Consider the following 21,518-nt stretch of genomic DNA (forward strand, 5'->3'; position numbering starts at 1 on the left):
CAGAAAGACGAATAAATGAGACAGACCTGGCGCTGGTTTGGCCCCAAGGACCTCGTATCCATCGATGATATGCTGCAAGCAGGGGTCGAAGGCGTTGTTACCGCCCTGCACCACGTGGCGACCGGCGCGGTCTGGTCCCCCGCTGAAATCGAACAGCGACAGACCGAAATTGTCTGGATGAAGAATGGCGATCCTTCCGGGCTGAAATGGGAAGTCGTCGAAAGCCTTCCGGTTTCAGAAGACATCAAGCGACAGACCGGCGACTGGAAGACCCATATCGCCAATTGGAAGACATCGATGCGCAACCTGCGTGACGCAGGCATCGAGGTCATCTGCTACAATTTCATGCCGATCCTCGACTGGACGCGTACCGACCTTGCCTACCGGCTTGCGAATGGGGCGACCTGCATGCGTTACGATGCGCTGGATTTCGCTGTCTTTGACCTGTTTCTGCTGGAGCGCAAGGGCGCGTCCGAAAGCTATCAACCCGACCTTATCGAAGCTGCCCACAAGCGTTTTGCAGACATGTCCGAGGCGCGGCGGCTGGAGCTTTCCGGCAATGTCGTATTCGGTCTGCCAGGCGCTGCCGAACGTATGTCGATGGACGATGTGAAGGCGCATCTCGCCCATTACGACAATATTTCGCCAGAGCGCTTGTGCAGCCATTTGATCGACTTTCTGGCAGAAGTGGCTCCGCTCGCGGAAGAAATTGGCGTGCGTCTTTGCTGCCACCCGGACGATCCGCCGTTCCCGCTTCTCGGGCTGCCGCGCATCATGTCCACGGAAGCCGATTATGAAGCGGTCATGAATGCAGTAAACATTCCGGCGAACGGTATCACACTTTGCACCGGTTCACTGGGCGCGCGCGCCGATAATGACCTGCCAGGTATGATGAAGCGCCTCGGTGACCGCGTGCATTTCCTGCATTTGCGCAATGTTGCGCTCGAGGAACCCCATCTTGGCGGTTCGTTCCATGAGGCTGCTCATCTTGAAGGTCACACGGATATGGTGGCAATGATTGCAGCCATTCTGTCGGAGGAAAACCGCCGCAAATCTGAAGGCCGTGCCGACTGGCGCATCCCGATGCGTCCCGATCACGGTCAGGACATTCTCGATGATCTGAACCGACGCGCTCAACCGGGTTATCCATCTATCGGTCGGCTGAAAGGTCTGGCTGAATTGCGCGGGATCATGACCGCCCTCTCCCATCCAGATGTCAGGATCCACAAGTGAAACGGCTTTCGGCAGAGGCAAACCGCGGGGGGCCGGCCAGTTGGCCCGCTTATACACCCGAAGATCATGGAGTGGGCATCGTTCATCTGGGGCTTGGCAATTTTGCCCGCGCGCATCTCTTGTCCTACACCGATACCGTGCTGGCGCAAAAAGGTGGCGATTGGCGCGTGACGGGCGTGTCCCTGCGGGGAACTGCCGTTGCCGACAGTCTTAATCCGCAGGATGGCCGCTATACGCTGATCACGCGCGGCCTGGTAACGGAGGCGCGGGTGATCGGGGCACTGGATCGGGTACTCTCCGGCCCGAAGGTCGGACAGGATGTCTTGAACGCGATGATATCGCCCGGATGTCGCATCGTCAGTCTAACAGTGACAGAAAAGGGATATGGCATCAGCAGCGACGGGAGGCTGGATCACGCGCATCCAGCTATCGCTGCCGACCTCGCCAATCCGGAGACACCGTCCAGCGTGATCGGCCTTGTCGTGGCAGCGCTATCGCGCCGTGAGGCCGCTGGATTGCCAGCATTTACCGTCCTCAGTTGCGATAATCTCTCGCATAATGGTCAGAAGTTGCGAAATGCAGCACTGGCCTTTGCTCGCGAAACTCACGGTGAGCAGTTGTCCTGCTGGATCGCCGACAATGTCAGCTTTCCCTCGACCATGGTGGATCGGATCACGCCAGCATCGAATGCAGAGACCGCCAGGCTTGCTTTAGAACTGACGGGACGTGAAGACCATGCTGCCGTCGAAACCGAACCTTTCAGCCAATGGGTGATCGAGGACAAATTCTGTGCCGGACGTCCGCAATGGGAATGTGCCGGCGCTCATTTTGTCGACGATGTCGCTCCATATGAAAGCATGAAGCTGCGAATGCTGAACGGGGCCCATTCGATGCTTGCCTATAGCGGACAGCTCTCCGGCAAGAAGCTGGTCCGCGAGGTTATGGCCGACCCGGAGCATGCTGCACTCGTCCGTCAGCACCTTGCAGCGGCTGCAGCGACTGTAAACGGACTGTCCATTGATCTCGAAGCCTATGCTACGGCTCTTATCGAGCGGTTTACCAACCCTGCTATAGCCCATTCCACCGCGCAGATCGCGATGGACGGTACGCAGAAACTGCCACAACGCATCACCGCCCCGGCGCTGGAAGCACTGGCATCGGGCAAGCCCTACAGACCCTTTGTCTTTGCTCTAGCTGCGTGGCTTGCCTATCTGGCTCGAAAGGGGAACGACGGCCACCCAGTTTCATTGAATGATCCCAAAGCCACTGAGCTTTTGAACGGATTGAAAGATATCGAGACATCGGAGGGGATAGTCCGTGCGGTTGCCTCTGTGTGCCCGGACATCCTTCCCGAAGCACTGACAGATGGCGTGTTCGGTTCAACTCTGCGGGATACGCTTCATGCAATCCAGTCGGAAGGGATCTTGACGGTTATCAAACGGGAGGCTGCAGAGGCCACTTGATCGTTAATAGCATAGTTCGGAGTCGGCGCGTGAAACATTGACACTGTTGAAGAGGTATTGCTCCCTGTTTGCCCGTGACATCGACTCTGGCCTTGGCTCGACCCTCGGGTTTCGTAGATGGATATTGACTATATTTAGTTTGGCGCATGTCGGGTTTTCGCGAGAAACGAAAGACAGCTACTGACCAATCTATGATTGCCGGTCAAGATTTTGTGCCGGATTCGCATCAGAAACAAGTCTGGTTGCTTTCCATTAATCTGCACGATCGATGTATTAACGCGAGGGAGCGGAGGGATAATATCCGGTTTCCGCCGATTGAGATGCGCAGTAGGCTCGTTGGCGCGGGTCACCTTCGTTGCGAAAATCGCAAAGGATCACTAGTGATCGCAAGAAATCACTATGCTTTTTTTATGTCGAGCCGTATTTGAAACTGTTACGGGTTGCAGGTTGAACTCGAAAACAGGATAGTCGAATGACGCTAGAACGACTTCGGATCGTTCTGTTTTTTAATGGAATTTTCGTCCTTGCTGTGTCGATTGCCATGCTGGTTCCGGCGGTCATCGATATTTCGTTTTCGAACTTCCGTGACGCCGCGGTGTTTTTGCGATCTGCCATGATTACCGGTGCGGTGGCCTTGCTGCTGACGGTTGGCTTTCGTCCGGAATTACAAAAGCTCAATGACCGCAGAACAGGTCTCCTTATTACAGTGAGCGCGTGGCTCTCGGTTTCTGCGGTCGGTGCAATTCCATTGTATACCTCGTATCTCGGTATAAGCTGGACGGACGCTGTTTTCGAATCCACGTCTGCACTCACGACGACAGGTTCAACCATCCTGACCGGGCTTGATGATATGCCCAAAGGGATATTGTTATGGCGTTCAATCCTGCAATGGATCGGCGGCATCGGTATTATTGTCATGGCGCTTAGCGTTCTGCCTGCCCTGGGCGTCGGCGGAATGCAGCTGTTTCGCTCTGAATCCTCTGACGTTTCCGAGAAGCCCTTTCCAAAGGTCCGGCAGCTCGCACGTAACATCCTCCTCGTCTATCTCACACTGACGCTCGCTTGTGCCGTCGCTCTTGGAGTGGCAGGCATGTCAACCTTCGACGCACTCAATCATGCCATGACGACAATCGCGACCGGGGGTCTTTCAACAAAGGATGCCTCGATTGGCTTCTATAACTCTTTACCCATAGAACTTGTAACCATAGTGTTCATGATAGCTGGAGCCTTGCCGCTGGCCTTCTATGCAGTGGTTTTGATGAGTCGAGGCCAACGCCGAACTGTGGAAGGCCAAGTGGTGCCTTTCATGGCAATTCTTGCTTCAGCAATCTTTGCCTGCATGTTGTGGAATATTTCGCAAGGAATGGAAGCGGGCGAGGCGCTTAGAAAATCTGCCTTTAATGTCACTTCGATCCTGACCGATACCGGTTTTGCCACAGACGATTTTTCCGCCTGGGGAAGCTTTGCTGTCGGTTTGTTTTTCATGCTGTTTCTCATTGGCGGATGCGCCGGTTCGACGGCAGGAGCAATAAAAATCTTCCGTTGGCAAGTACTTTTCGGCAGTGCAAACCGCTCACTCAAGCTGGTGCTTTACCCAAACGTTGCTGCATCTGTTCGCCTTAACCGGAAGCCTGTTAGCGACATCGCAATAAGCAATGTTAGAAACTTCTTTTTCCTTTACCTGATGACCCTACTGGTCATGTCGCTTCTGGTTTCTGTAACCGGTCTTGATTATCTTTCATCTATATCTTCCGTCGCACAGGCAATGGCGAATGCCGGGCCAGGACTTGGGCCGGTAGTTGGGCCTGCAACTAATTTTGCATCAATTCCGGATCTGGCAAAATGGCTAATTGCAATGTCCATGATAATGGGCCGACTTGAACTGGTGACATTCTTCATAGTTCTGCAGCCTTGGTTCTGGCAGCGATAGACATCCTGTGGCAACAAAGCCTCTGAGCCGTTGGCTTGGATTTGACGTCAGACAGCCAGCCATAAACTACAGGATTGTTCCGTCGACAGTTTGAGTGGACCTGATTGTTGTTGGTTAGCGGCGTAATTGTGAAATATCCGGGAGGTCGGATTGCGAATTGCGATTGGAACGCTGGGTACCAGAGGTGATGTCCAGCCTTATCTGGCGTTAGCGCGCGCCCTTACAAACCTGGGGCACAAGGTTCAGTTGGCAGCACCGGAACAGTTTTCGGAATTAGCAGCTCTTTATGGAGTTGAACTCGCACCATTGCCCGGAGATTTTCTGGCTCTCCTCAACTCTCCCGAAGGGCAAAATGCGGTTGCCAAAGGCCGAGGATTTAGTGCCGGCTTCACGCTACTGAAGCACGTAAAGCCCATAATGGAACGCCTGCTCGAAGCAGAATGGAGCATTACACGCGATTTCAGGCCTGACCTGATTGTTTACCATCCGAAGTCTCTGGCTTCGCTCCATATGGCTGAGACTCTCGGAATACCGGCGATCTTGGCATCGCCCATTCCCGGATTTACACCCACAGCCGCATTTCCAAGCCCTTTGCTGCCCTTCCGGTCACTCGGTCCTCTGAACAAGCTGAGCCATCAATTGGCGATAAAGGGTGCCGACATTTTATTTGCGCGGCCTTTAAGAAAATGGCGAGCCAAATCGCTAGGACTTGGTAGCGCGCGCATCAAGCTCAAGCCAGACGCGACGGTTTACGGCTACAGTCGACACGTCGTGCCGATACCAGAGGATTGGAATGGATCCACTTTTGTATCAGGTTTCTGGTTTCTTGATGAAGGTGCACAATGGCAAATGCCCGCCCCGCTTGCAGCCTTCCTGCGTGCTGGTGAGAAGCCGGTGTATGTCGGATTCGGAAGTATGCCGCCATTTGAACCGGACAGATTGACAGCAATGATAACAGAAGGCCTCAGGCTGGCAGGCAAACGAGGTATATTATTGACTGGCAACGGTGCTCTCGATCCAAACGCAGCCGCAGATCATGTCATCTGCCTCCCCTCCGCGCCACATGACGCGCTGTTCCAGCAAGTTGCTGCCGCTCTGCATCACGGTGGTGCCGGCACGACAGGTGCATCACTCCGGGCTGGCTTGCCGACCGCCATCATGCCGTTCTTTGGCGACCAACCATTTTGGGCCCGTCGTGTTAAGGAACTCGGCGTCGGCCCTCCTCCTATAGACCGGAAGGCAGTGACATCAGACCATCTGGCCCGGATATTCCGCGAACTTGACGATCAAAACATGCAAAAGAGAGTCGGTGATCTGGCGAAAAAAATCCATCGCGAGGGCGGAGTTGAGGCCGCAGCCCGCTTTATCGATGTTCATGCACGCAATCTACGGCTCTCCTGAGGCAAGCTCATCCCACGTGACCATCTCGAAGTCGTAGGTATAGCAGCGTTAGTACACATTGTCGGGGCTACGCTTCAGAAGTCCATATACCTCTTCAGCTGATTTTTGCTGCCTCAGCGATGAAAGAAAACTTTCCCGTTTCGTCAATCTGCAAAAAGATTGAAGAATGCGCAGATGTTCCGCCATATTCTGTTTCGGAGTCAGAAGGAGAAAAATCAGATCGACAGGCAGATCGTCCGAGGCATCATAATTGACAGGATAGTTCAGAACCGCCAGCGTCGCTCTCGGTCTAACCAGACCATCTATAATAGCGTGTGGCACGGCAATGCCTGCTCCAATACCGGTAGAGCCGAGCTCTTCCCGCTCGAGCAACAATTCCAGTATAGCTTCCGGAGTTGTCCCTGTTCCCCGTGCAACGAAAATAGCCAGATCACGCAAGAGGTCATCTCTGGAAGACGGAGCCAGATTGGTCATTATGTCCTGCGGGCCAATTATTTCAGTCAAGTCCATGGCAACGCTCTTTCAGAACTTTTTGTCGACCCTGAACATCGGGCGAAATGTCCAGTATACTTCATGGTGCCGAAGCCGTTACCGCCAAACGAGCCAGCAGTTCAGCGAAGTGCTCACCGTTTGTTTGCTCGTCAACTGCGAGCTGTTCTTGCAGCAGTTTACCTATGCCTGTCATTGAGGGACTGAGCTTACGGCGATCAGTTTTCGCTGCATCATTTGTTGCGTTGAGATGGCCGGCCGGATCGGGTTTCTGGTTAGCCGTCACTGCCATTTCCCTCAACTGACCGCTTTGCGTCGTTTACTGAACCGCAGGACCAGATAGCCTGACAGACCGGCCAAAACCGAACCGCCCAGTATTCCAAACTTCACTTCGTCCTGAAGTGCTGGATCATCAAATGCCAGCAGTCCGATAAATAGGCTCATCGTGAAACCGATACCGCATAAAAGGGAGGTACCCAATGTCTGCGTCCAACTCGCCATTGCCGGCAGATCTGCCAGTCTGGCTTTCACCAGCAAAAACACGGTACCGAATATACCGACAAGCTTTCCAAGAAGCAGTCCCAGGCCGACACCGAGCGTGATTGGTTGCGCGAGCGTGTCCAGACTTACACCGTTGAATGAAACGCCAGCGTTAGCGAAACCGAAAACCGGTATTACGAAAAACGCAACCGGCTTGTGCAACAAATGCTCAAGACGATGAAGCGGAGAAACATCATGGCCGGCCTCGGGCACGCCAGGCGTCACTTTGATCGGAATTGTCAACGCGAGAACAACCCCGGCCAAAGTCGCGTGAACGCCGGACATAAACACCAAAACCCATAGCACCACGCCTGAGACCAGAAAAGGCACAAGCGTTAATGTACCGCGTCGGTTCAGCCCGACCAAAAGAGCAACAACTGCGGCGGCTCCGGCCAATGCATAGAGATTGATATCGGCGGTATAGAAAACTGCGATTATAATGACAGCGCCCAGATCATCAATAATAGCCAGTGCAGCAAGGAATATTTTCAACGACGATGGAACGCGCGACCCGAGCAATGAGAACACGCCAAGAGCAAAGGCAATATCGGTGGCTGATGGAATAGCCCAGCCTCGCAACGCCTCCGGATTATCCCGGTTAAAAATAACATAGATCAAGGCTGGTACAATCATGCCGCCTGCTGCCGCAGCTCCGGGCAGTATCCTGCGGTTCCAGGACGATAACTGTCCGTCGAGCATCTCCCTTTTGATTTCCAGACCAACGAGCAGAAAGAAAACTGCCATCAGTGCGTCGTTGATCCAGTGCTGAATGCTCAAGGGTCCTAGATAAGTATGCAGGCCTGAAAAATACCGTTCTGCAAAAGGGGAGTTTGCGACAATCAGCGCCAGGACGGCTACCCCCATAAGTACTATTCCTCCGGAAGCTTCATTGTCGAGAAACTGGCGGAGTGTAGAATTGATACGCCCTTGAGAGCGTTCATTTTCAGTCATTAATCTGCGTCCCTGTGAAAGGTTGTAAGCTTTCTCCGTATCAGGGCTGTATCCCTGGCGCACGCAGCACACGCCTTCAGAACAAAGGTAAAACCGAACTACAAAAAATCCAGTTGCAAGACCGCTTTTTCGAGACTGCTCTGCAATGTTCCACAGTTTTCAATAAAAAACCCGTCGATCATACTTAACCCGATCGGTGCGGATTTTCTTAGGATGCGGCTCCCGCCGCCTCCTGACTGTCAACTTCAATGTTGTCTGGCTTGGTATGCAAATGCTGGATAAAGTTCGAAATCGCGGCAGGTATCGGAGCGGCACAGCCCAACGGCTTCAGCATAGTGCGTCAATCCGGGAAAACCGGAATAGGTGCTGACGTCTTGCCAGCCCTTGGCGTCAAGCACCTGGGAGCCGTCTCGCTTAAAACAGGTACGGCTCCCCTCTTTGACAATCAGATAGTAAATGACGACCGCTAAAGCGGTCGACTTTGGTTCCGCCAGTGAGGGAGAAAGAGCGCTGCCCTCTCCCCCTCGCAATTAAAAAAACGGTCTCCCCGTCTTTCCTGGCGAAATCGTGCCAGCTGAAGCCTTCGTCCCCGTCCGCGTTCATAGTAGCGATGCGTCATGACCTTGTCTTCGACCATTCGCCCCCTATGAAAAAAGCTTCAAATTGACCGTGCTGTGAAAACGGCCCCTAGATTTCGCGTTGACATCGAATCTGGCATACTTTTCCAACGATGCCACAGTCGGCATCAGGACTTGGCTTGGAGCACGACCCGGAAATGGATTTTGCCTATCACCGCTCACTGAAGAAAACTCTCAAGGCATGTCAAGAGTGGCTGACCTACCCGGGCAATCCAGAAAGGCCGGCGGAATATTCGGCTGACCTGCAGGGATGGCTGGATGCGCCGGAGCGGCCGGCCAAGATGCCAGGCAATCCTGTTGCCGATCTGGGGCACTACTACGGCATGGCCACCTGTGCGGCCTATGGACGGCAGGACCTCGGGGATCTGGCCCGGCTCATGCACTGGGCTGTGGCCCTGCGTGCTCTCGACCTGCGCATGAATGGAATGTTCAGTGAGCGCCGCCCCGACCTCGGCAACTGGCCCTGGGAGTTCTGGGACAGCATGAATGCGGCCGGCCCTCTGATGTTGTTCGAGTGGGAGCTGGGGCATATCTGTGCCGAGCGTTTCATCGAGATGGCGGAAAAAGACGAGCGGGTGAACCGCCCACCGGCGACGCGGATGATCAACCACAACACCAACGACGTGTTCCTGGTCGGCCTGTTTTCGCAGGCCTTCGATATCCCCACGAGCTTCCAGCCCCGCAAGCCGCTAATCGAGCCCTACCAGCAGCTGCTGGATGCCTGGCGCACAAACGACGAGTCTGTGTTCCAGACAGCTATGCAGGCCGCGTCCGAATTTCACATCACTCGCTCCAAGAGCAGCACCGGTAGTAAGTTCTACGAGTTCGACACTGCATTTGATCGCCTGTTCCCGGCTGAACTGCTGGCCGTGCAGGCCCTGCGCCAGCGCGATGGCCTGCCTGCCTTCGAGGCTGGGCACCTGTTGGTCGACGGCCCCTGGGCGGTGATCAAGGACTTGCCCGACGCCGAGCCGAATCCGTTGACGCTACAGGTCGAGGCCCAACTTCAGCGCGACTATCCCGAGTTCCGATAACGCTTCACCCTTTTTGCGAGGAGCGCAGTCATGACCCATCCGCCTTCCCGCGCCGCCGAACTAGGGGCCGGTTCCGGCTGGGGCGAAATGAAACTGCAAGACCATTTTGACTGTCCCAATTGAACCGGCTACGATTTTCATTCAGAAAGCTCTTGTCCCTCAGCTCGCAGGGACAGCGCACCACCAACCTCCGGGCAACAAAATATTATGAATAGCAGCATATTCGCCAATAAACGCGCCATTGTGATGGGCGTCATTGCGGGCATAGCTTTTTTCGCAGCAGCGCAAGGCTTTTTCGTCCTGCGATGTCCACAATATGCCGAATCCCAAGATGGATCAGTAATGGTCCGTCCGATTGTGAAAGACGATTCAACCCGCAACATGACCATGAGTGTTATCGTTGCTCTGGTCGGCGGTCTTTATGTCGCTCGGGCGCTTCATAAGCGTTCAAACAAAGCGTGATTTTTTCGCAGAATCTGTCATGTTGGGGCTCCGCATGCATTTCTGCAATAATACCCGCGGAGCCACACATATACCGCACAACGCCCCGCAGATGGGGCCGAATTATTGTTAGGCCGCTATGACAAGACATACAGTCTTTGCCGCTATAGTTGCGCTGCTATCCGCCGGCTGGATCGCTCCGCTGCTTCTGGGCATAAACGCATATCTGTCGTTCTGGCAGGCTGAGGGCTGGCCATTGCTACGGGGAGAAGAGCCTATGAACTCATTCCCGTTCCTGAGTTTCTCAGCCCAATGCATCCGGGTAGCGCTAGTTTGGTTCGGGGTTGTTGTGTTTTTCTGGTCATACAAGGGCTACAATTATGCAGGGACAACCGGTCGCAAAAATCTGGTGCGAAAGTCAAACTTGTGCGACTGACTTTTGCGACACGTCGCGGCCCGGATGCCGGATCCGCTGCGGACGTGGCGCAGGTTTCAGATTTCCGCGACCCCTGCTATCGAGAGCGATAGATTCGATCTTTGTTCTCTGGGTTGACCATTTTCATAGCTTCGGGCCAATCGGCCCCGTTACCGTCAGGGGCGTGTTGCGAGACAGGACTTCAACCAGGGCTGCACTTCCAGCTCTGCAAGCTCGGTCTGTGAGGCGGGAACAGCTTCATAGTCTGCAAAACAGTCTCCGTTTGCCCTCGCCATGTCGCTGAGCTTGCCGTCGCAAAGTTCCAGGGGCTTATCAATTTGTTGCCAACCTTCCGCGCATTCGGTGTCGGTCTCCGAGCCCGGTCGACCGCAAACTAGCGTGCGCCGCGCTTTGGTCTCAGAACTGGCGTGCGCTACTACCCTGCCTTCAAACCCTTGCCCGGAGGCGAAATAAGACCATGTCCCGCAGATACGGTCGCCAGTTTGAATAAGAAGGTAGCGGCTGCACTCATCAGGCGAATCTTTGCTATCGCAGGACGCCCAGGCGCCCGCAAAGGAGCCACCAACCGCGCCCGACGGAGCTGAATGCTCGCTTGCACCTTCAGCCGAGGTTCTCCGTGTCGCGTTGCTCTCTTGTCCGACGCTCGGCCAGGCACAGACCACACATCCCAGCAAAACTATCAATCCAAAAGCGCGCATTCGCCACCTCCATGTGTTTGTCGCAAAAAAAACCACACTCTCAGCCCGTTGCCAACCATCTGCACTGTTCGATGGCTGGCTTTTCCATAATGATCGCGAGCCTGCAATTATGGGCTGCGTTCATTCGGAAAAGCCTCCGACAAGTGACTGATTCTGAAGGACGAAAAAGGTGCATAAAACTGGTTCTGGCATGATCAATTCGCGCGTGACAAAATCGCCTCGACATGGAATAAGAGCATAAATTCTATTTTCTGGTGTCGCTCGATGCTTAACCGATTGCCTCTGATTGTTTTGTTATCCTGTGTGTCGTTTCTCGATATACCGCGCGCTTTGGCTGAAAATCGCGACAGTGCCGATATCGTCAAGGAAATCGGGAAGTTGGCCTTACCGGGAATGCCTGTCGCTGAAGCCGTGACCAATTTGAAAAAAGCTGGATATCGGTGCGGGAAAAGTGAGCTTGCCATTGATGATCCGAACGCGACGCTATGCAGCCGTCAACGCTCTTACCGGGTAATGGCCAGTTGTATCAGCCAGGTGCTTCTTGTGCCTGCGAGCAATGGCAACGTTGTGGAACGGCTGGATATCCGTGAACCAAAGTGCGCGGGGCTGTAAACAACGAAGTTCAGACTTGAAGGTTTGGTGACGCAGCATAATCTGGTAGGCGGACAAATCGGATAAATACCGCATCTGCCTTGAATTTAATTGGTTTTGGAGATTACATGATCAGAACATCGATATTGGCTGTATCGCTTGCGGTCCTTGCTGTACCAGCCTTGGCGCAGGGTGACGAAAACAATCGCGCAGGTCGTTACGAAAGCGAAGGCGGAGCGTCTCTCACGGTGGACCTGACGCATAAGTCGGGCAATGATTATTCTGCCGCTATTTCGACGACGGTTGAAATGACCGATAAATTGCCCGGTTGCGGTGGAAGCCTGAAAGGCGATGTCACCATTACCGGTGCCAGCGCAACCATGTCGATCCCAAACGAAGGGTTCATTGAAAGCAAAAAAGAGTCCTTGCAGAACAGTCGTTTTTGCAAGGTGAACTTTAAGTTCACCGATCAATACACGTTGAAGCTGGAAGAAGTTTCCGGTTGCTCTTACTACCATGGCGCCAGCTGCGATTTTAATGGCACCGTCGTGCATGAAGCGAGCGGAATTTAACCAGGGCCTGCAAATCGGCCATCTACCAGAGCTTTAGAGGTTCAAGAAAAATGGCGGCTGTCGCGTGGACAGTCGCCATTTTTCGTCTTGACCCTCCTCTTACAGAAGATCCAGTTACTGGCCGATCGCCTTGGCCGACAACGTGATCGTGAAGTACTGATCGCGGTTGCTTTTCTCTACGGTCGACAGCTGGGCTATACCGTAATCAGCGAATTTCCCCTGCTCGAAGTGCGGATAATACCCTTTCCAGAAATAGCGCTGCTGCGTATCACCGGCGCTCATCTTTTGTGCAGACAAGCCAGCAACAAAGCGGGTGTCCTCTTCGCGATCGCGTGCTGTGAGAGCGACGCGAGCCTCGGTCATTTGCCAGTGACACACGCCGCGCCCATAGTAATCCTCATCCAGAATCATATCGGCATACACCGTACCAACGTATTCGGTCGCCGAAACAGGCGAAAGACGGAATGGTTCATGGCTCGAGATAACGGGTACGTTGCCGGCAAGCCAGCGGGTCTTGCCACATTTGCCCGCATTGCGGACATCGAACTGCATAGTACCCTCTACCGACGCAAACAGCGCGCCACCTCGATCCGCAGGCGCGATATCGGAAACATTTTCGAGTTTCATGCGGATTTCATAAGCCCGTTTCGGGCTGGGATTAAGTTTGCGCAAAGGTGGCTTGGAACCGCTGACTTTCGTAACAGGAGTTGTCTGCTCTGCGGCATAACCTGGATAACCAAAGCCGGTGGCGAGAAGGATTAGCGCCAGAGACAATCCGGATAGTCTGGAAACAAAAAGTGAGTGAACGGCCCGATTCAATTTCGATCTTTCCTTCGTAAGAATTCGACAGCGCTTTACCTCGATTAACACGTCTTTCGTTATCGCGAAAATATCTTTCTGCCCTGCACGTCCCGGAAAAGCCAATCTAACTTTACTGGATGCAGATCACTCATTTTCAGGTCACCATAGCTTGCCAGAAGCTAGTGGCATTATTAATTATTCCTGCTTTCTGTTGTATCCTGAGGGCGCGTACTGAACCAAACCCCATTGCCATGGCCGTTGGCACCGCAGAATTCGCTGGAACCTGTCGCGCGCAACCTGTGTGAGGAATGGAGAATCCCGTCCCGTAGGTTCAGCTCGAGCTGTTCGCCCGCTCCAAGATCGATAGTCAGAACGCCACTCACAAGGCGGCCCTCGCCGGAGAGCTCGCAGGTCCATTTGAGAAAGTCGATATCAACCGGATTGGCGGACACGGAGTATCTACCGTCCGCAAGGTGCTTTATCTCCAGCTCGCCGGAAGCATTACTCCAGAGCCCGGTCAACCGATCGGATGCGAGCGACATACGCTCAAGCACCGCCAAACGCCAGGACAGGCGACCCCGAAGATCCGAACGATCCTCCTCTGTCAGGGTCGCGCTATCCGCCAGAATATAAAGGTCGCGCCGGAGACTCCGGCGATATCTCGCCTCATCCTCGTCCAGCGCCGCTGAAGCGGCGGCGTCGACCCCTTTCTGGCTTTTCAAGTCGCCAATGCGGGTGTCAATTGACCGCCGCAGAGCTGCAAGCTCAGGGTCACTCGCAATTGTCGCTTCCACAATGGCGAGTTCGCGGCTGCAATCTTCATAGCGCACCCGACAATCGAGCCGTTGCGAGGCATTGTTGGCTGCGACGGGTAGCGGCCCGAACGTGCTCTGCGTATAGCCATCCTCGCCCGTCGTCCGCATGATTTTGCCCTCACAGATGCGCAACCGGTGCACATAGCTGTTGTTGTATTCCATTTCCTGGAGATCGTCACGACGGCGACCGTGGTGATACCAGACCGTGGCGTCGTAAGTCGCACTATTACGGGCGGTGTGGCGAATTCCGTCGGTGATCAGGCGTACCTCCGACACCTCACCGTTAGGCGCGATGCTCTTCGACCTGATCTGTGCCTGATTTTCCGAGTGAAAGGCGTCGAGAGCAACAACACACGCACTGTGGGACCCGTATTCCTCGTCGACCGGTGGCAGTGGCAGCTGGCCGCTGGCATGGACCAGCGTTGACGAGCACAGCGCCAAGCAGAAAATCATCGTTCTCATTTGGAATTCGAATTTTGGCATTGTTCCATCGCTGAGGAGTATCTTCGATCATGACTGGTTCTTAAACGGATTGTCGTCGGGCCGCGCACCCGACGATCGCCCCATGTCTGAAACTGTGAGCTCGTAGCGCAGGGGACGATTGCCCCGTTTGAGTTCCGAAACAAGAAGGAAAATCCTCTCAATCTGGCCGTAGTCTGTCTCGTGTCCAGGCTCCCTCCGCCATTCCATCATCCATCGCAAACCGGAATGCTTGGCGCGTAGGGCCTCAATATCCGGCGGACCGACAAGATCGAGATATTCGGCCTCAGTGATCTCGCGCGACCAGTCGGCCAGATCATATGGGCGCGAGACAAGAGGAAGATCGAAGCTTCGAATAAGGTCGTAACCGTTAGCGCGGATTCCAAGTAGTGACAGGACAATAGGAAACTCCCGATCTTTGCTCGCGGGATGGTACAGAACCGGTACCGCGAAGGTCACGGCTACGATACTCTGAACCCCCATAATTTCGTTCTCCTGTTTCTCTAGTGGAGCAACCATGCAGATCAAAATCTATCGGTTACGGCGACGCCACCACGGCAGTTCATGCTAAAGGAATTCTTGCAACGAAACCCCAGAGATCAGGCTGCTTCTAACCAGCTGAAACATTTGCGACAAAGCGTCTAGTCTTGCTGTCTCTGAGCTGACCGCACGAACGTCCGCTTTCCGTCAAAATTGACAAACATAGCATGATGCCGGAGAAAGTCACCTCCGAGAAGTCCTGTGGCCTCGAAGTTTAATGCGAAGACCCGCCAAAAATGGCTGAAGCCAGTGCTCGGGGTCGTCCATCCAATCAGCATTCATCACCAGCTCCCTTCAAAAGCTGGTCCCTTATGAATCACCGAAACTCCGCGGAGGGAAGCGCTAAATAATCAATCTGCCAAAGTAGTGCTAGGTGACCGACTCATAAGATCGAAGCCAAATACGAATTGAAGTAAGTCCATGTTCATATTGCGTTCGACCTTAGCGTGTCTGCCGGAACAGATTGCTCCGGCCTAATCCGCTGCAGGCTGATCAACTCGCGCACTTTTCGACGTGTTGTCACTACGAACAAGCTTCTGCCAGCAACGAGAGTCCTTTCTTTGCGCCAGCCAGCGGAATGTTCTCCGTATCCTCAGAGAGCGTGACCCTAAGTGTCTTTCCGTTGAGAACCTTCAGCAGGTCTCCTTTCAGGGATGTCTCAGCGCCAAGCATGACCTGGTTGTCGAGCTCCTGTTGCTCAGCTAGCATGGACAGCGATATCTGACCTTTCTCCGATGCAAATTCGACTTCAGCACGCATGCCATCGCGCACCCGGTCCCGGTCATCTACATAGTTCACAGAAAACTGACGATCTTGTATGTCGCAAGTGAGGATCAGGCTTTGCATTCCGGTCTCGGGTATCTCGTAAGAGAGATACAAGAACCTGCTTTCACCTTCGCGATATTGCCAGCGCATCTCCTGTGCCTCAACTGGAAACAGGGACCACAATCCAGCGGCAACTGCCGCAATAAATCCAAGGTAAGATCGTTTCATATTATTGTGCCTCTTTTATTAACCAGCCGACCGTCTGTTATAGACGACCACCGTTTGGCTGCGCAGGAGATAGTGGGTTGCATCAGCTATGAATGACATTATCCGGCAACGCAAGAGCTGGTTCGTTCGACGTCAACTGGCCAGCTATAGCGCTACGTTCAGGATGAGACGCGAGCGACAAGCTGGATGAGATTCTTATGTCGCTGTCACGCTGACGTTATCAGGTAGATTGTCGCTAACAAGTTCTTCTTCGTTTCCTGATTGGGGGCGGAACAAGAATTGTGCAGAATCGTATGTGGCCCTTATCAACCAAAGACAGCTACGGATGACTTGATGATGCCGCGGCCATCCAGGCTTCGTCGCATTTGCCGACCGGTGGCAGCGCGGAATACTTGCAGCAATTGCAGTGCCGGCAGCACTCGCGACCAGAGGGTTTTCATGCTTTCCTCACCATTTCGGCTTTTCCGCACAGCTTGGCCAACGACAATGCGCTGGGACCAACGGAAGCCGATCTCATGGAAATATAGAGCGGCAAGTTCCGGGCTGATATGATGAAAAACACCTGCGATGGTTCGGCGGACCCGAGCGTTAAACCCCTCAACTGAATTAACGTGGGCGGTATCTCGGACATATTCACGGCTGGAGTGATTGACGGTCTCGTGCGCTGCGAAGCTTTCGCCAATGGCCATGAATGCCTTTGCCTCGTCACTCATCAAATGTGCCTGAAGCTCGACTTGTGGCGCAATCGCACCTACGGCAGCTCGCAATGAAAGCCCGGTAACAAGAGCGGCGCGCGCGTCGCCAGCGATGGAGCCGGGAGTACCGTCTGCTGGTCGCTGAACAATAGCCACGACTGGTGTCTTCTGCGTTTTTGCCTGCGGCATCTTTCAGGCGATGGAACATCAGGATGTCTGCGTGGCCTGCCACCAAGATAGAAATGGTCAATCTCTACCGTGCCGTCCAGCATGTTTTCGGGCGCCACCATAAGACGCAGAGCATGGCCGATCCGCCAAGCTGCAGACTGGCTCACCCCGAGTGTTTCGGCGAGACGAACGGAGGACAAGCCTTTGTCCGACTGCAGCAATAGCCATATCGCCCAGCCAGGTACTCAAGGGAAGTTTCGTGGCGTGCAGGGGCGTATGTGTTGTCGCCGTAAACTGGAAACGGCAGCCGCCGCTGCAGCATTGATACAGACCCGGTCTCGCGCGGCACTTGCCGACGTCGCGGCCAGCTATCGCGATCGAGCGCTTGTAACCACAGGCGGGACAGATCCTGCCATTCGACCATACCATACTTTCCAGCAAACGACGGCAATGCTCCTCGTCCCGAAACGCGGTGACCATGTCATCAACAGTCCGAATATTGGAAAGTGTTGCCAGCATCATTTCAGACATACTTATCTCCAGCAGGACTTACCGAAGAATCGCATGCAAGTCCCTATATTACAAGAAATTTGCTGTCTTTCGTTGATAAGGACCCCGTACGGTTTTGCACTGCTCTTGTTCCGACTCCCAATCCAGGACTCCGTTCGAAGGGACTCTTCTTAGATGTCGGCTACGTCGCGCAGCCGCACGCCGGAGAAGTTGGCCGCACTCAACGCATCAAACATCGCGCGGCTGCAGATGGGAGGTGCCCCCATGTGATCCTGTCGGAAAATACGGGCATCACCCACAACATCCTGCTTGAACACCAAGCTGGCTCCGCCAACGAGGCTATAAAGTTTCTCGTCCTCGCCGGTCTGATAATTGTGGTCGAGCTTGATCCTGACGCGAGAGGAGGCTTCATCCAGGGCATCGAGTCTGCGCAGTACATTGCCTAGGTAGTACTGAGGGCCGGGACTCCCGTCAGCAAGGCTGAAGTTGCATGCCACAAATGCAAACGCCTCGGCGTCCATCTGCTCAAACAGTCTCTTCAAAGGTTCCGACACAACCCATAAGCCAGCGAATTCTTCCAGATCGCGTGGCATTACGCCCTTCTCCGGTACATGAACCAGGTGGGGACGCTCCAAATACTGATCTTGCATTCCGTTAGGAGGCGAGACGACATTCATCCCCGCATGGATCAGCTTCTCTTCGTTGGCGATTTCTATGCCGGAAACCCTGCCGTTGCCCAATAAGCTGGCGTCGATCAAGAAAAATTCGCCCTTATGAGGTGCGGCTTCGGCTGAAATTCCAATGGCAGTCAGTTGGGTCACGGTGGCGGGCGGACTTCCAATGTTTCGCTTCGATCGACCTGTAGGAATCGAACTTTTCGATGACCCGAACACGGATGCCCCTGCTGCCGGAGGATTTCCAGCAATGATTCATCACCCTCCATCTGCAACATTCCATCTGCCCAACACACAAACTGAGATACTGCAATTGGCTCAGCTCATACCAACTTCAAAAAGCCGTCTTGGGCCGAGCTTCGTTCAATACATCGACCAATTCGTCCGCGCCACTATTTGTAAGCTGCTTTTTCATCTCGTCGTCCCTGTCGTGAACGATAGGACGATATCTACTGTGCACCAGGCAGCCCATTTGAATAAGCTTCCATATCTACTGCGAAAACCCATCCCTGCGGGCAATCAAGGTAGCCTTTGATACTGTCCGGGCGGCACTTGGCCATAATCGTCTGGTATCTGGTTGGCAGTGGCGCAGGCTTTTTGCATCGCTCTCCACCTTTGCATTCTGGACCGTAGTCCATCGGCAGTGCCATGAATAGTAATCCGTATCGTGCATACCTACCTGTGCGGCGGCTCTGATACAGACCAGTTGATTTGGTGCCAATGCTCCTTCAGTCTTGCCCTTGGTGCCAGTGGTGGCAACATCTTTTCTCAGGGGCGTGGATTTGTCGTTGGTTCTGCCAAAATAGGCTGCCTTTGCACAATCGCCATAAACACGCACATTGTAATAGTCACCGCGCTCAGTATTGCCAGCAACGCAATCGCCGTTTCCGTTCGCACCGCAATCTATGCCAGCATATCGCAGTAAATCTGCCCTGTCACGGCTGGACAAATCACCTGTTTCACTCGCCCCAGCTATAGAATGGGAAAATAAAAATATTGCCGAGATTAATCCGCAGGAAATGGCGCTTAAGCGGTTCCCAGAAAACAATTTGCGAGCTCCGAAGTTTACGAATTAATCCACAATTCAACGATCATTTTCCGAGCAAATCCACACTATTTCGTGATGAAGATCAACCGTATTTCACGGGACAACGAATATATCTTTACACTCGATAATTCAGTTGGAGTTTTCTCCCGATCATTGGGGCTCTATACGCTCAATTGGTTAAGCTGTGAGCATTTTTTCAATGGTATTGGACGTATGTCCGCTCTTTATCGTCGTCCACGTGGTGTTTGCGGCATATCTGTAGATGAGGTTCAAAATCGGGACTGATTTCCATGTTCCTGCTACCCCGGACAATGGCACCGTAACGCCCCCAGATCATGACTGCATATTCTGCCTGGCTATGTCCACCAGCGAGCTCTATTCTCCCGATCACAATGGAAACGTCCGATAGGTGATCGTTAGTTCCGTGAGCTTTGGATCTGGCAAGGTTCTTGTCTTGTTCAACATGCCGGAGAAGACTGCTGAAATAGCTCGGAAACTCAACGTGCGTCGATCGGGCGGACAGTTGGCCGCTCGACAAACTCTTCGTTTGCCATACTGGATAAGCTTTTTAAGAAAGTCTCTTGCGCAGTCTAGCTTTTCTGATTTCAAGTGTCGTGCGAATCTGTTGAAGAATTACCATGAGGTTTGCTATCAGGAGAGTTCTTTGAAAAATTCAACCAACTGGGTGTTGGGCGCGACAGCTCTCCTGACGGTGTTTGCGAAGCCAGTGTATGCTGCGCCTGAAGCGACGTCTTCCACTGTGAAAATTCCTGCAGAGCGTATGCAATGCGCTTTCAGTGCATGGACGTCGTTCCGTGCAAACGCACCAATCAAAGTGCGTGCAGAACCCAGCATGACCGCAGAAGTAGTTGGACATTTGCCTGTATCGCGGACAAACGATGACGCCGACACGGCTAGTACTGAGTTCAATGTCGTTGAGGCGCAGTCTGGTTGGCTCAAGATAGAAAATGCTTCGGACCCTGTGGAGCCCGACGAGGATGGGCGAACTTTGCCATCCCAGGTGCTCTATCAGGGTATTGGCTGGGTATCTGGGGAGTTCGTCCAGGTGGGTATACAATCTGCCTTGGGTTATGAGCGCCCAGACGCTGGCAGTGCTCTCCTGGTTGATTTTGGAGATGACTGGCTTACCGACGTCGCAGAGATTACCGCGATCAGGGGCTGCTCGGCTGAATGGCTGCTGATTGAATATCGCCTTCGCAGTGTCGACGATGCTTCGGAAGCTTCGCAACAAAGCACGATCGGTGACCGGAAAACAGGGGCGGCATGGTTCCGCGGAATCTGCAAAAATCAGTTCACGACCTGTGATATGAAGTCGGTAGATCAGCGCAAGTGAAAACGAACAAGGTAAGAAACCTCAAAAAGATAGGCGAACCTTTCGAGACGCTTCCAGAGTGTCGGCAAGTCGTCTCGAATATCCGGTTGTTTAACCTGAACGTTTTTAATTTGGATGCGCCCGCAAATAGCAGTAATTGGTGAATTCAGATGAAATGTTGATAAACATGTGACGTGTTGATTTTTTGAAAAGAAATCATTGCAAACTCTCGACAAGCGACGCTAAAGAAACAATGGTCATCATCGAGTGTAGAATATGAATCCTGTCAATCATTGCTTCAGTTTCATTGTATTATTAGCGGCATTCGCATTTTGTTGCAGCCCGGCCAATGCTCATGCCGGTTTCGATTGTAAAAAAGCATCGACGGAGACAGAAAAGGCGATTTGTTCTGACCCGGAGATTGCTGAATCCGACCGGGGAATGACGGTTTCATATAAATCGCTTCTTGACAGGACAGGAACGAAGTTAAGGGAAGCGCTTCGTGCAGATCAGGCAGCCTTTCTCAAAATTCGGACAGAGGCTTTTGAAAGTAGTTTAGCCAATCGCGATATGAGGATGCAGAAGCTGCTTGATTACACCGATATGCGGGCAGAATTCCTTAACTGGATCGCTGTGACCGACCAGTTATCTCTTGAAGGCACCTGGAGCAATGCTCAGGGCTCTGTCGTCTTGAAGAGGAAAGCATCTGGTGGTCTGGCAGTGCAAATTGATGTCGCAGATCAAGCTAACGGAAGTTGGGTTTGTAGTTTCGAGGGCGACCTTGAGCAGGGGTACACGGATGAAGCCAAGCTGCAAAGCGCTGGTGGCCCCCTCGTGCTGCGTCTTGATGGAGCTACCTTGAAGATTCCAACGCCCTTTTGTGACGGCTCGACATCAGGTGGTTTCGGCTCTGCGGCAGGGACTTATTTTCACGTCGGCGCAAGCCCGTCTTGATTGCGATCAGTTGTATGTCTGCAATGCGTGCTCCAGGATTCGCAAAGAGCACGGTACCGCCCAACAATAGCTGGAACTTCGAGCAATCTT

At 53.4% G+C, this 21,518-nt stretch carries 19 protein-coding genes and 1 pseudogene; 10 read left to right on the top strand and 10 right to left on the bottom strand.

Annotated features, from left to right (window positions below; all coding sequences use genetic code 11):
- The first annotated feature begins 15 nt into the window (after nt 1-15).
- The 4 genes from uxuA (at nt 16) to ACOWVS_RS18740 (ending at nt 6,027) form a co-directional block, all read left to right on the top strand.
- The gene (uxuA, locus tag ACOWVS_RS18725; protein ID WP_075041710.1) at nt 16-1,233 is read left to right on the top strand and encodes a mannonate dehydratase; all 1,218 of its coding nucleotides are present in this window, start codon (nt 16-18) and stop codon (nt 1,231-1,233) included.
- A complete protein-coding gene (locus tag ACOWVS_RS18730; RefSeq protein ID WP_075041711.1) occupies nt 1,230-2,696 on the top strand; it encodes a mannitol dehydrogenase family protein in 1,467 nt (488 codons plus the stop codon). The genes uxuA and ACOWVS_RS18730 overlap by 4 nt, the downstream gene beginning before the upstream one ends.
- Before the next feature lie 472 nt (nt 2,697-3,168).
- Nucleotides 3,169-4,626 carry a TrkH family potassium uptake protein gene (locus tag ACOWVS_RS18735; protein WP_075041712.1) on the top strand — a complete coding sequence of 486 codons (1,458 nt, stop codon included), beginning with the start codon at nt 3,169-3,171 and terminating at the stop codon, nt 4,624-4,626.
- Between the two features lie 150 nt (nt 4,627-4,776).
- On the top strand, nt 4,777-6,027 hold the full coding sequence (locus ACOWVS_RS18740; RefSeq protein ID WP_075041713.1) for a glycosyltransferase: 1,251 nt from the start codon (nt 4,777-4,779) through the stop codon (nt 6,025-6,027).
- Between the two features lie 48 nt (nt 6,028-6,075).
- Here the strand turns inward: ACOWVS_RS18740 and ACOWVS_RS18745 are convergent, their stop codons facing one another.
- The 3 genes from ACOWVS_RS18745 to nhaA all read right to left on the bottom strand — a co-directional run bounded on the left by ACOWVS_RS18745 (nt 6,076) and on the right by nhaA (nt 8,007).
- Nucleotides 6,076-6,537, bottom strand: coding sequence for a PTS sugar transporter subunit IIA (locus tag ACOWVS_RS18745; protein WP_075041714.1), 462 nt, complete (start codon nt 6,535-6,537; stop codon nt 6,076-6,078).
- 61 nt (nt 6,538-6,598) lie between these two features.
- Nucleotides 6,599-6,802: a hypothetical protein gene (locus ACOWVS_RS18750; RefSeq protein WP_075041715.1), complete on the bottom strand. Its 204-nt coding sequence runs from the start codon at nt 6,800-6,802 to the stop codon at nt 6,599-6,601.
- A gap of 11 nt (nt 6,803-6,813) precedes the next feature.
- Entirely contained in the window at nt 6,814-8,007 is a 1,194-nt protein-coding gene (gene nhaA, locus ACOWVS_RS18755) for a Na+/H+ antiporter NhaA (RefSeq protein WP_075041716.1), read from the bottom strand.
- A gap of 775 nt (nt 8,008-8,782) precedes the next feature.
- Here nhaA and ACOWVS_RS18760 point away from each other — a divergent pair.
- From ACOWVS_RS18760 to ACOWVS_RS18775, 4 genes are all read left to right on the top strand, one after another.
- Nucleotides 8,783-9,679, top strand: a complete 897-nt coding sequence (locus ACOWVS_RS18760) for a hypothetical protein (protein ID WP_081375256.1) — start codon at nt 8,783-8,785, stop codon at nt 9,677-9,679.
- Nucleotides 9,680-9,886: 207 nt separating this feature from the next.
- The gene (locus tag ACOWVS_RS18765) at nt 9,887-10,141 is read left to right on the top strand and encodes a hypothetical protein (protein WP_075041719.1); all 255 of its coding nucleotides are present in this window, start codon (nt 9,887-9,889) and stop codon (nt 10,139-10,141) included.
- 1,377 nt (nt 10,142-11,518) lie between these two features.
- The gene (locus ACOWVS_RS18770) at nt 11,519-11,866 is read left to right on the top strand and encodes a hypothetical protein (RefSeq protein ID WP_075041721.1); all 348 of its coding nucleotides are present in this window, start codon (nt 11,519-11,521) and stop codon (nt 11,864-11,866) included.
- Between the two features lie 107 nt (nt 11,867-11,973).
- Nucleotides 11,974-12,417, top strand: a complete 444-nt coding sequence (locus tag ACOWVS_RS18775) for a hypothetical protein (RefSeq protein WP_075041722.1) — start codon at nt 11,974-11,976, stop codon at nt 12,415-12,417.
- 114 nt (nt 12,418-12,531) lie between these two features.
- Here ACOWVS_RS18775 and ACOWVS_RS18780 read toward each other — a convergent pair whose 3' ends face one another.
- The 7 genes and pseudogenes from ACOWVS_RS18780 to ACOWVS_RS18810 all read right to left on the bottom strand — a co-directional run bounded on the left by ACOWVS_RS18780 (nt 12,532) and on the right by ACOWVS_RS18810 (nt 19,141).
- Complete coding sequence (locus ACOWVS_RS18780) at nt 12,532-13,236, bottom strand: hypothetical protein (protein ID WP_139309259.1); 705 nt, start codon at nt 13,234-13,236, stop codon at nt 12,532-12,534.
- 173 nt (nt 13,237-13,409) lie between these two features.
- Complete coding sequence (locus ACOWVS_RS18785) at nt 13,410-14,516, bottom strand: hypothetical protein (RefSeq protein ID WP_075041724.1); 1,107 nt, start codon at nt 14,514-14,516, stop codon at nt 13,410-13,412.
- Nucleotides 14,517-14,543: 27 nt separating this feature from the next.
- Entirely contained in the window at nt 14,544-14,996 is a 453-nt protein-coding gene (locus ACOWVS_RS18790; protein ID WP_075041725.1) for a hypothetical protein, read from the bottom strand.
- Nucleotides 14,997-15,575: 579 nt separating this feature from the next.
- The gene (locus tag ACOWVS_RS18795; protein ID WP_075041726.1) at nt 15,576-16,046 is read right to left on the bottom strand and encodes a hypothetical protein; all 471 of its coding nucleotides are present in this window, start codon (nt 16,044-16,046) and stop codon (nt 15,576-15,578) included.
- 305 nt (nt 16,047-16,351) lie between these two features.
- Nucleotides 16,352-17,440 (bottom strand): annotated as a pseudogene (locus ACOWVS_RS18800) (IS1595 family transposase).
- Nucleotides 17,441-17,589: 149 nt separating this feature from the next.
- A complete protein-coding gene (locus ACOWVS_RS18805; protein ID WP_170873249.1) occupies nt 17,590-18,240 on the bottom strand; it encodes an imm11 family protein in 651 nt (216 codons plus the stop codon).
- Between the two features lie 343 nt (nt 18,241-18,583).
- Nucleotides 18,584-19,141: a hypothetical protein gene (locus tag ACOWVS_RS18810; RefSeq protein ID WP_247644420.1), complete on the bottom strand. Its 558-nt coding sequence runs from the start codon at nt 19,139-19,141 to the stop codon at nt 18,584-18,586.
- 424 nt (nt 19,142-19,565) lie between these two features.
- Between ACOWVS_RS18810 and ACOWVS_RS18815 the strand changes: the two genes are divergently transcribed.
- Together ACOWVS_RS18815 and ACOWVS_RS18820 are read left to right on the top strand one after the other, a co-directional pair.
- Nucleotides 19,566-20,495, top strand: a complete 930-nt coding sequence (locus tag ACOWVS_RS18815; protein WP_247644421.1) for an SH3 domain-containing protein — start codon at nt 19,566-19,568, stop codon at nt 20,493-20,495.
- Nucleotides 20,496-20,750: 255 nt separating this feature from the next.
- On the top strand, nt 20,751-21,428 hold the full coding sequence (locus ACOWVS_RS18820; RefSeq protein WP_075041727.1) for a lysozyme inhibitor LprI family protein: 678 nt from the start codon (nt 20,751-20,753) through the stop codon (nt 21,426-21,428).
- The last annotated feature ends 90 nt before the right edge of the window (nt 21,429-21,518 follow it).

Source organism: Brucella sp. IR068 (assembly GCF_049065885.1).
GTDB classification, from domain to species: domain Bacteria; phylum Pseudomonadota; class Alphaproteobacteria; order Rhizobiales; family Rhizobiaceae; genus Brucella; species Brucella intermedia.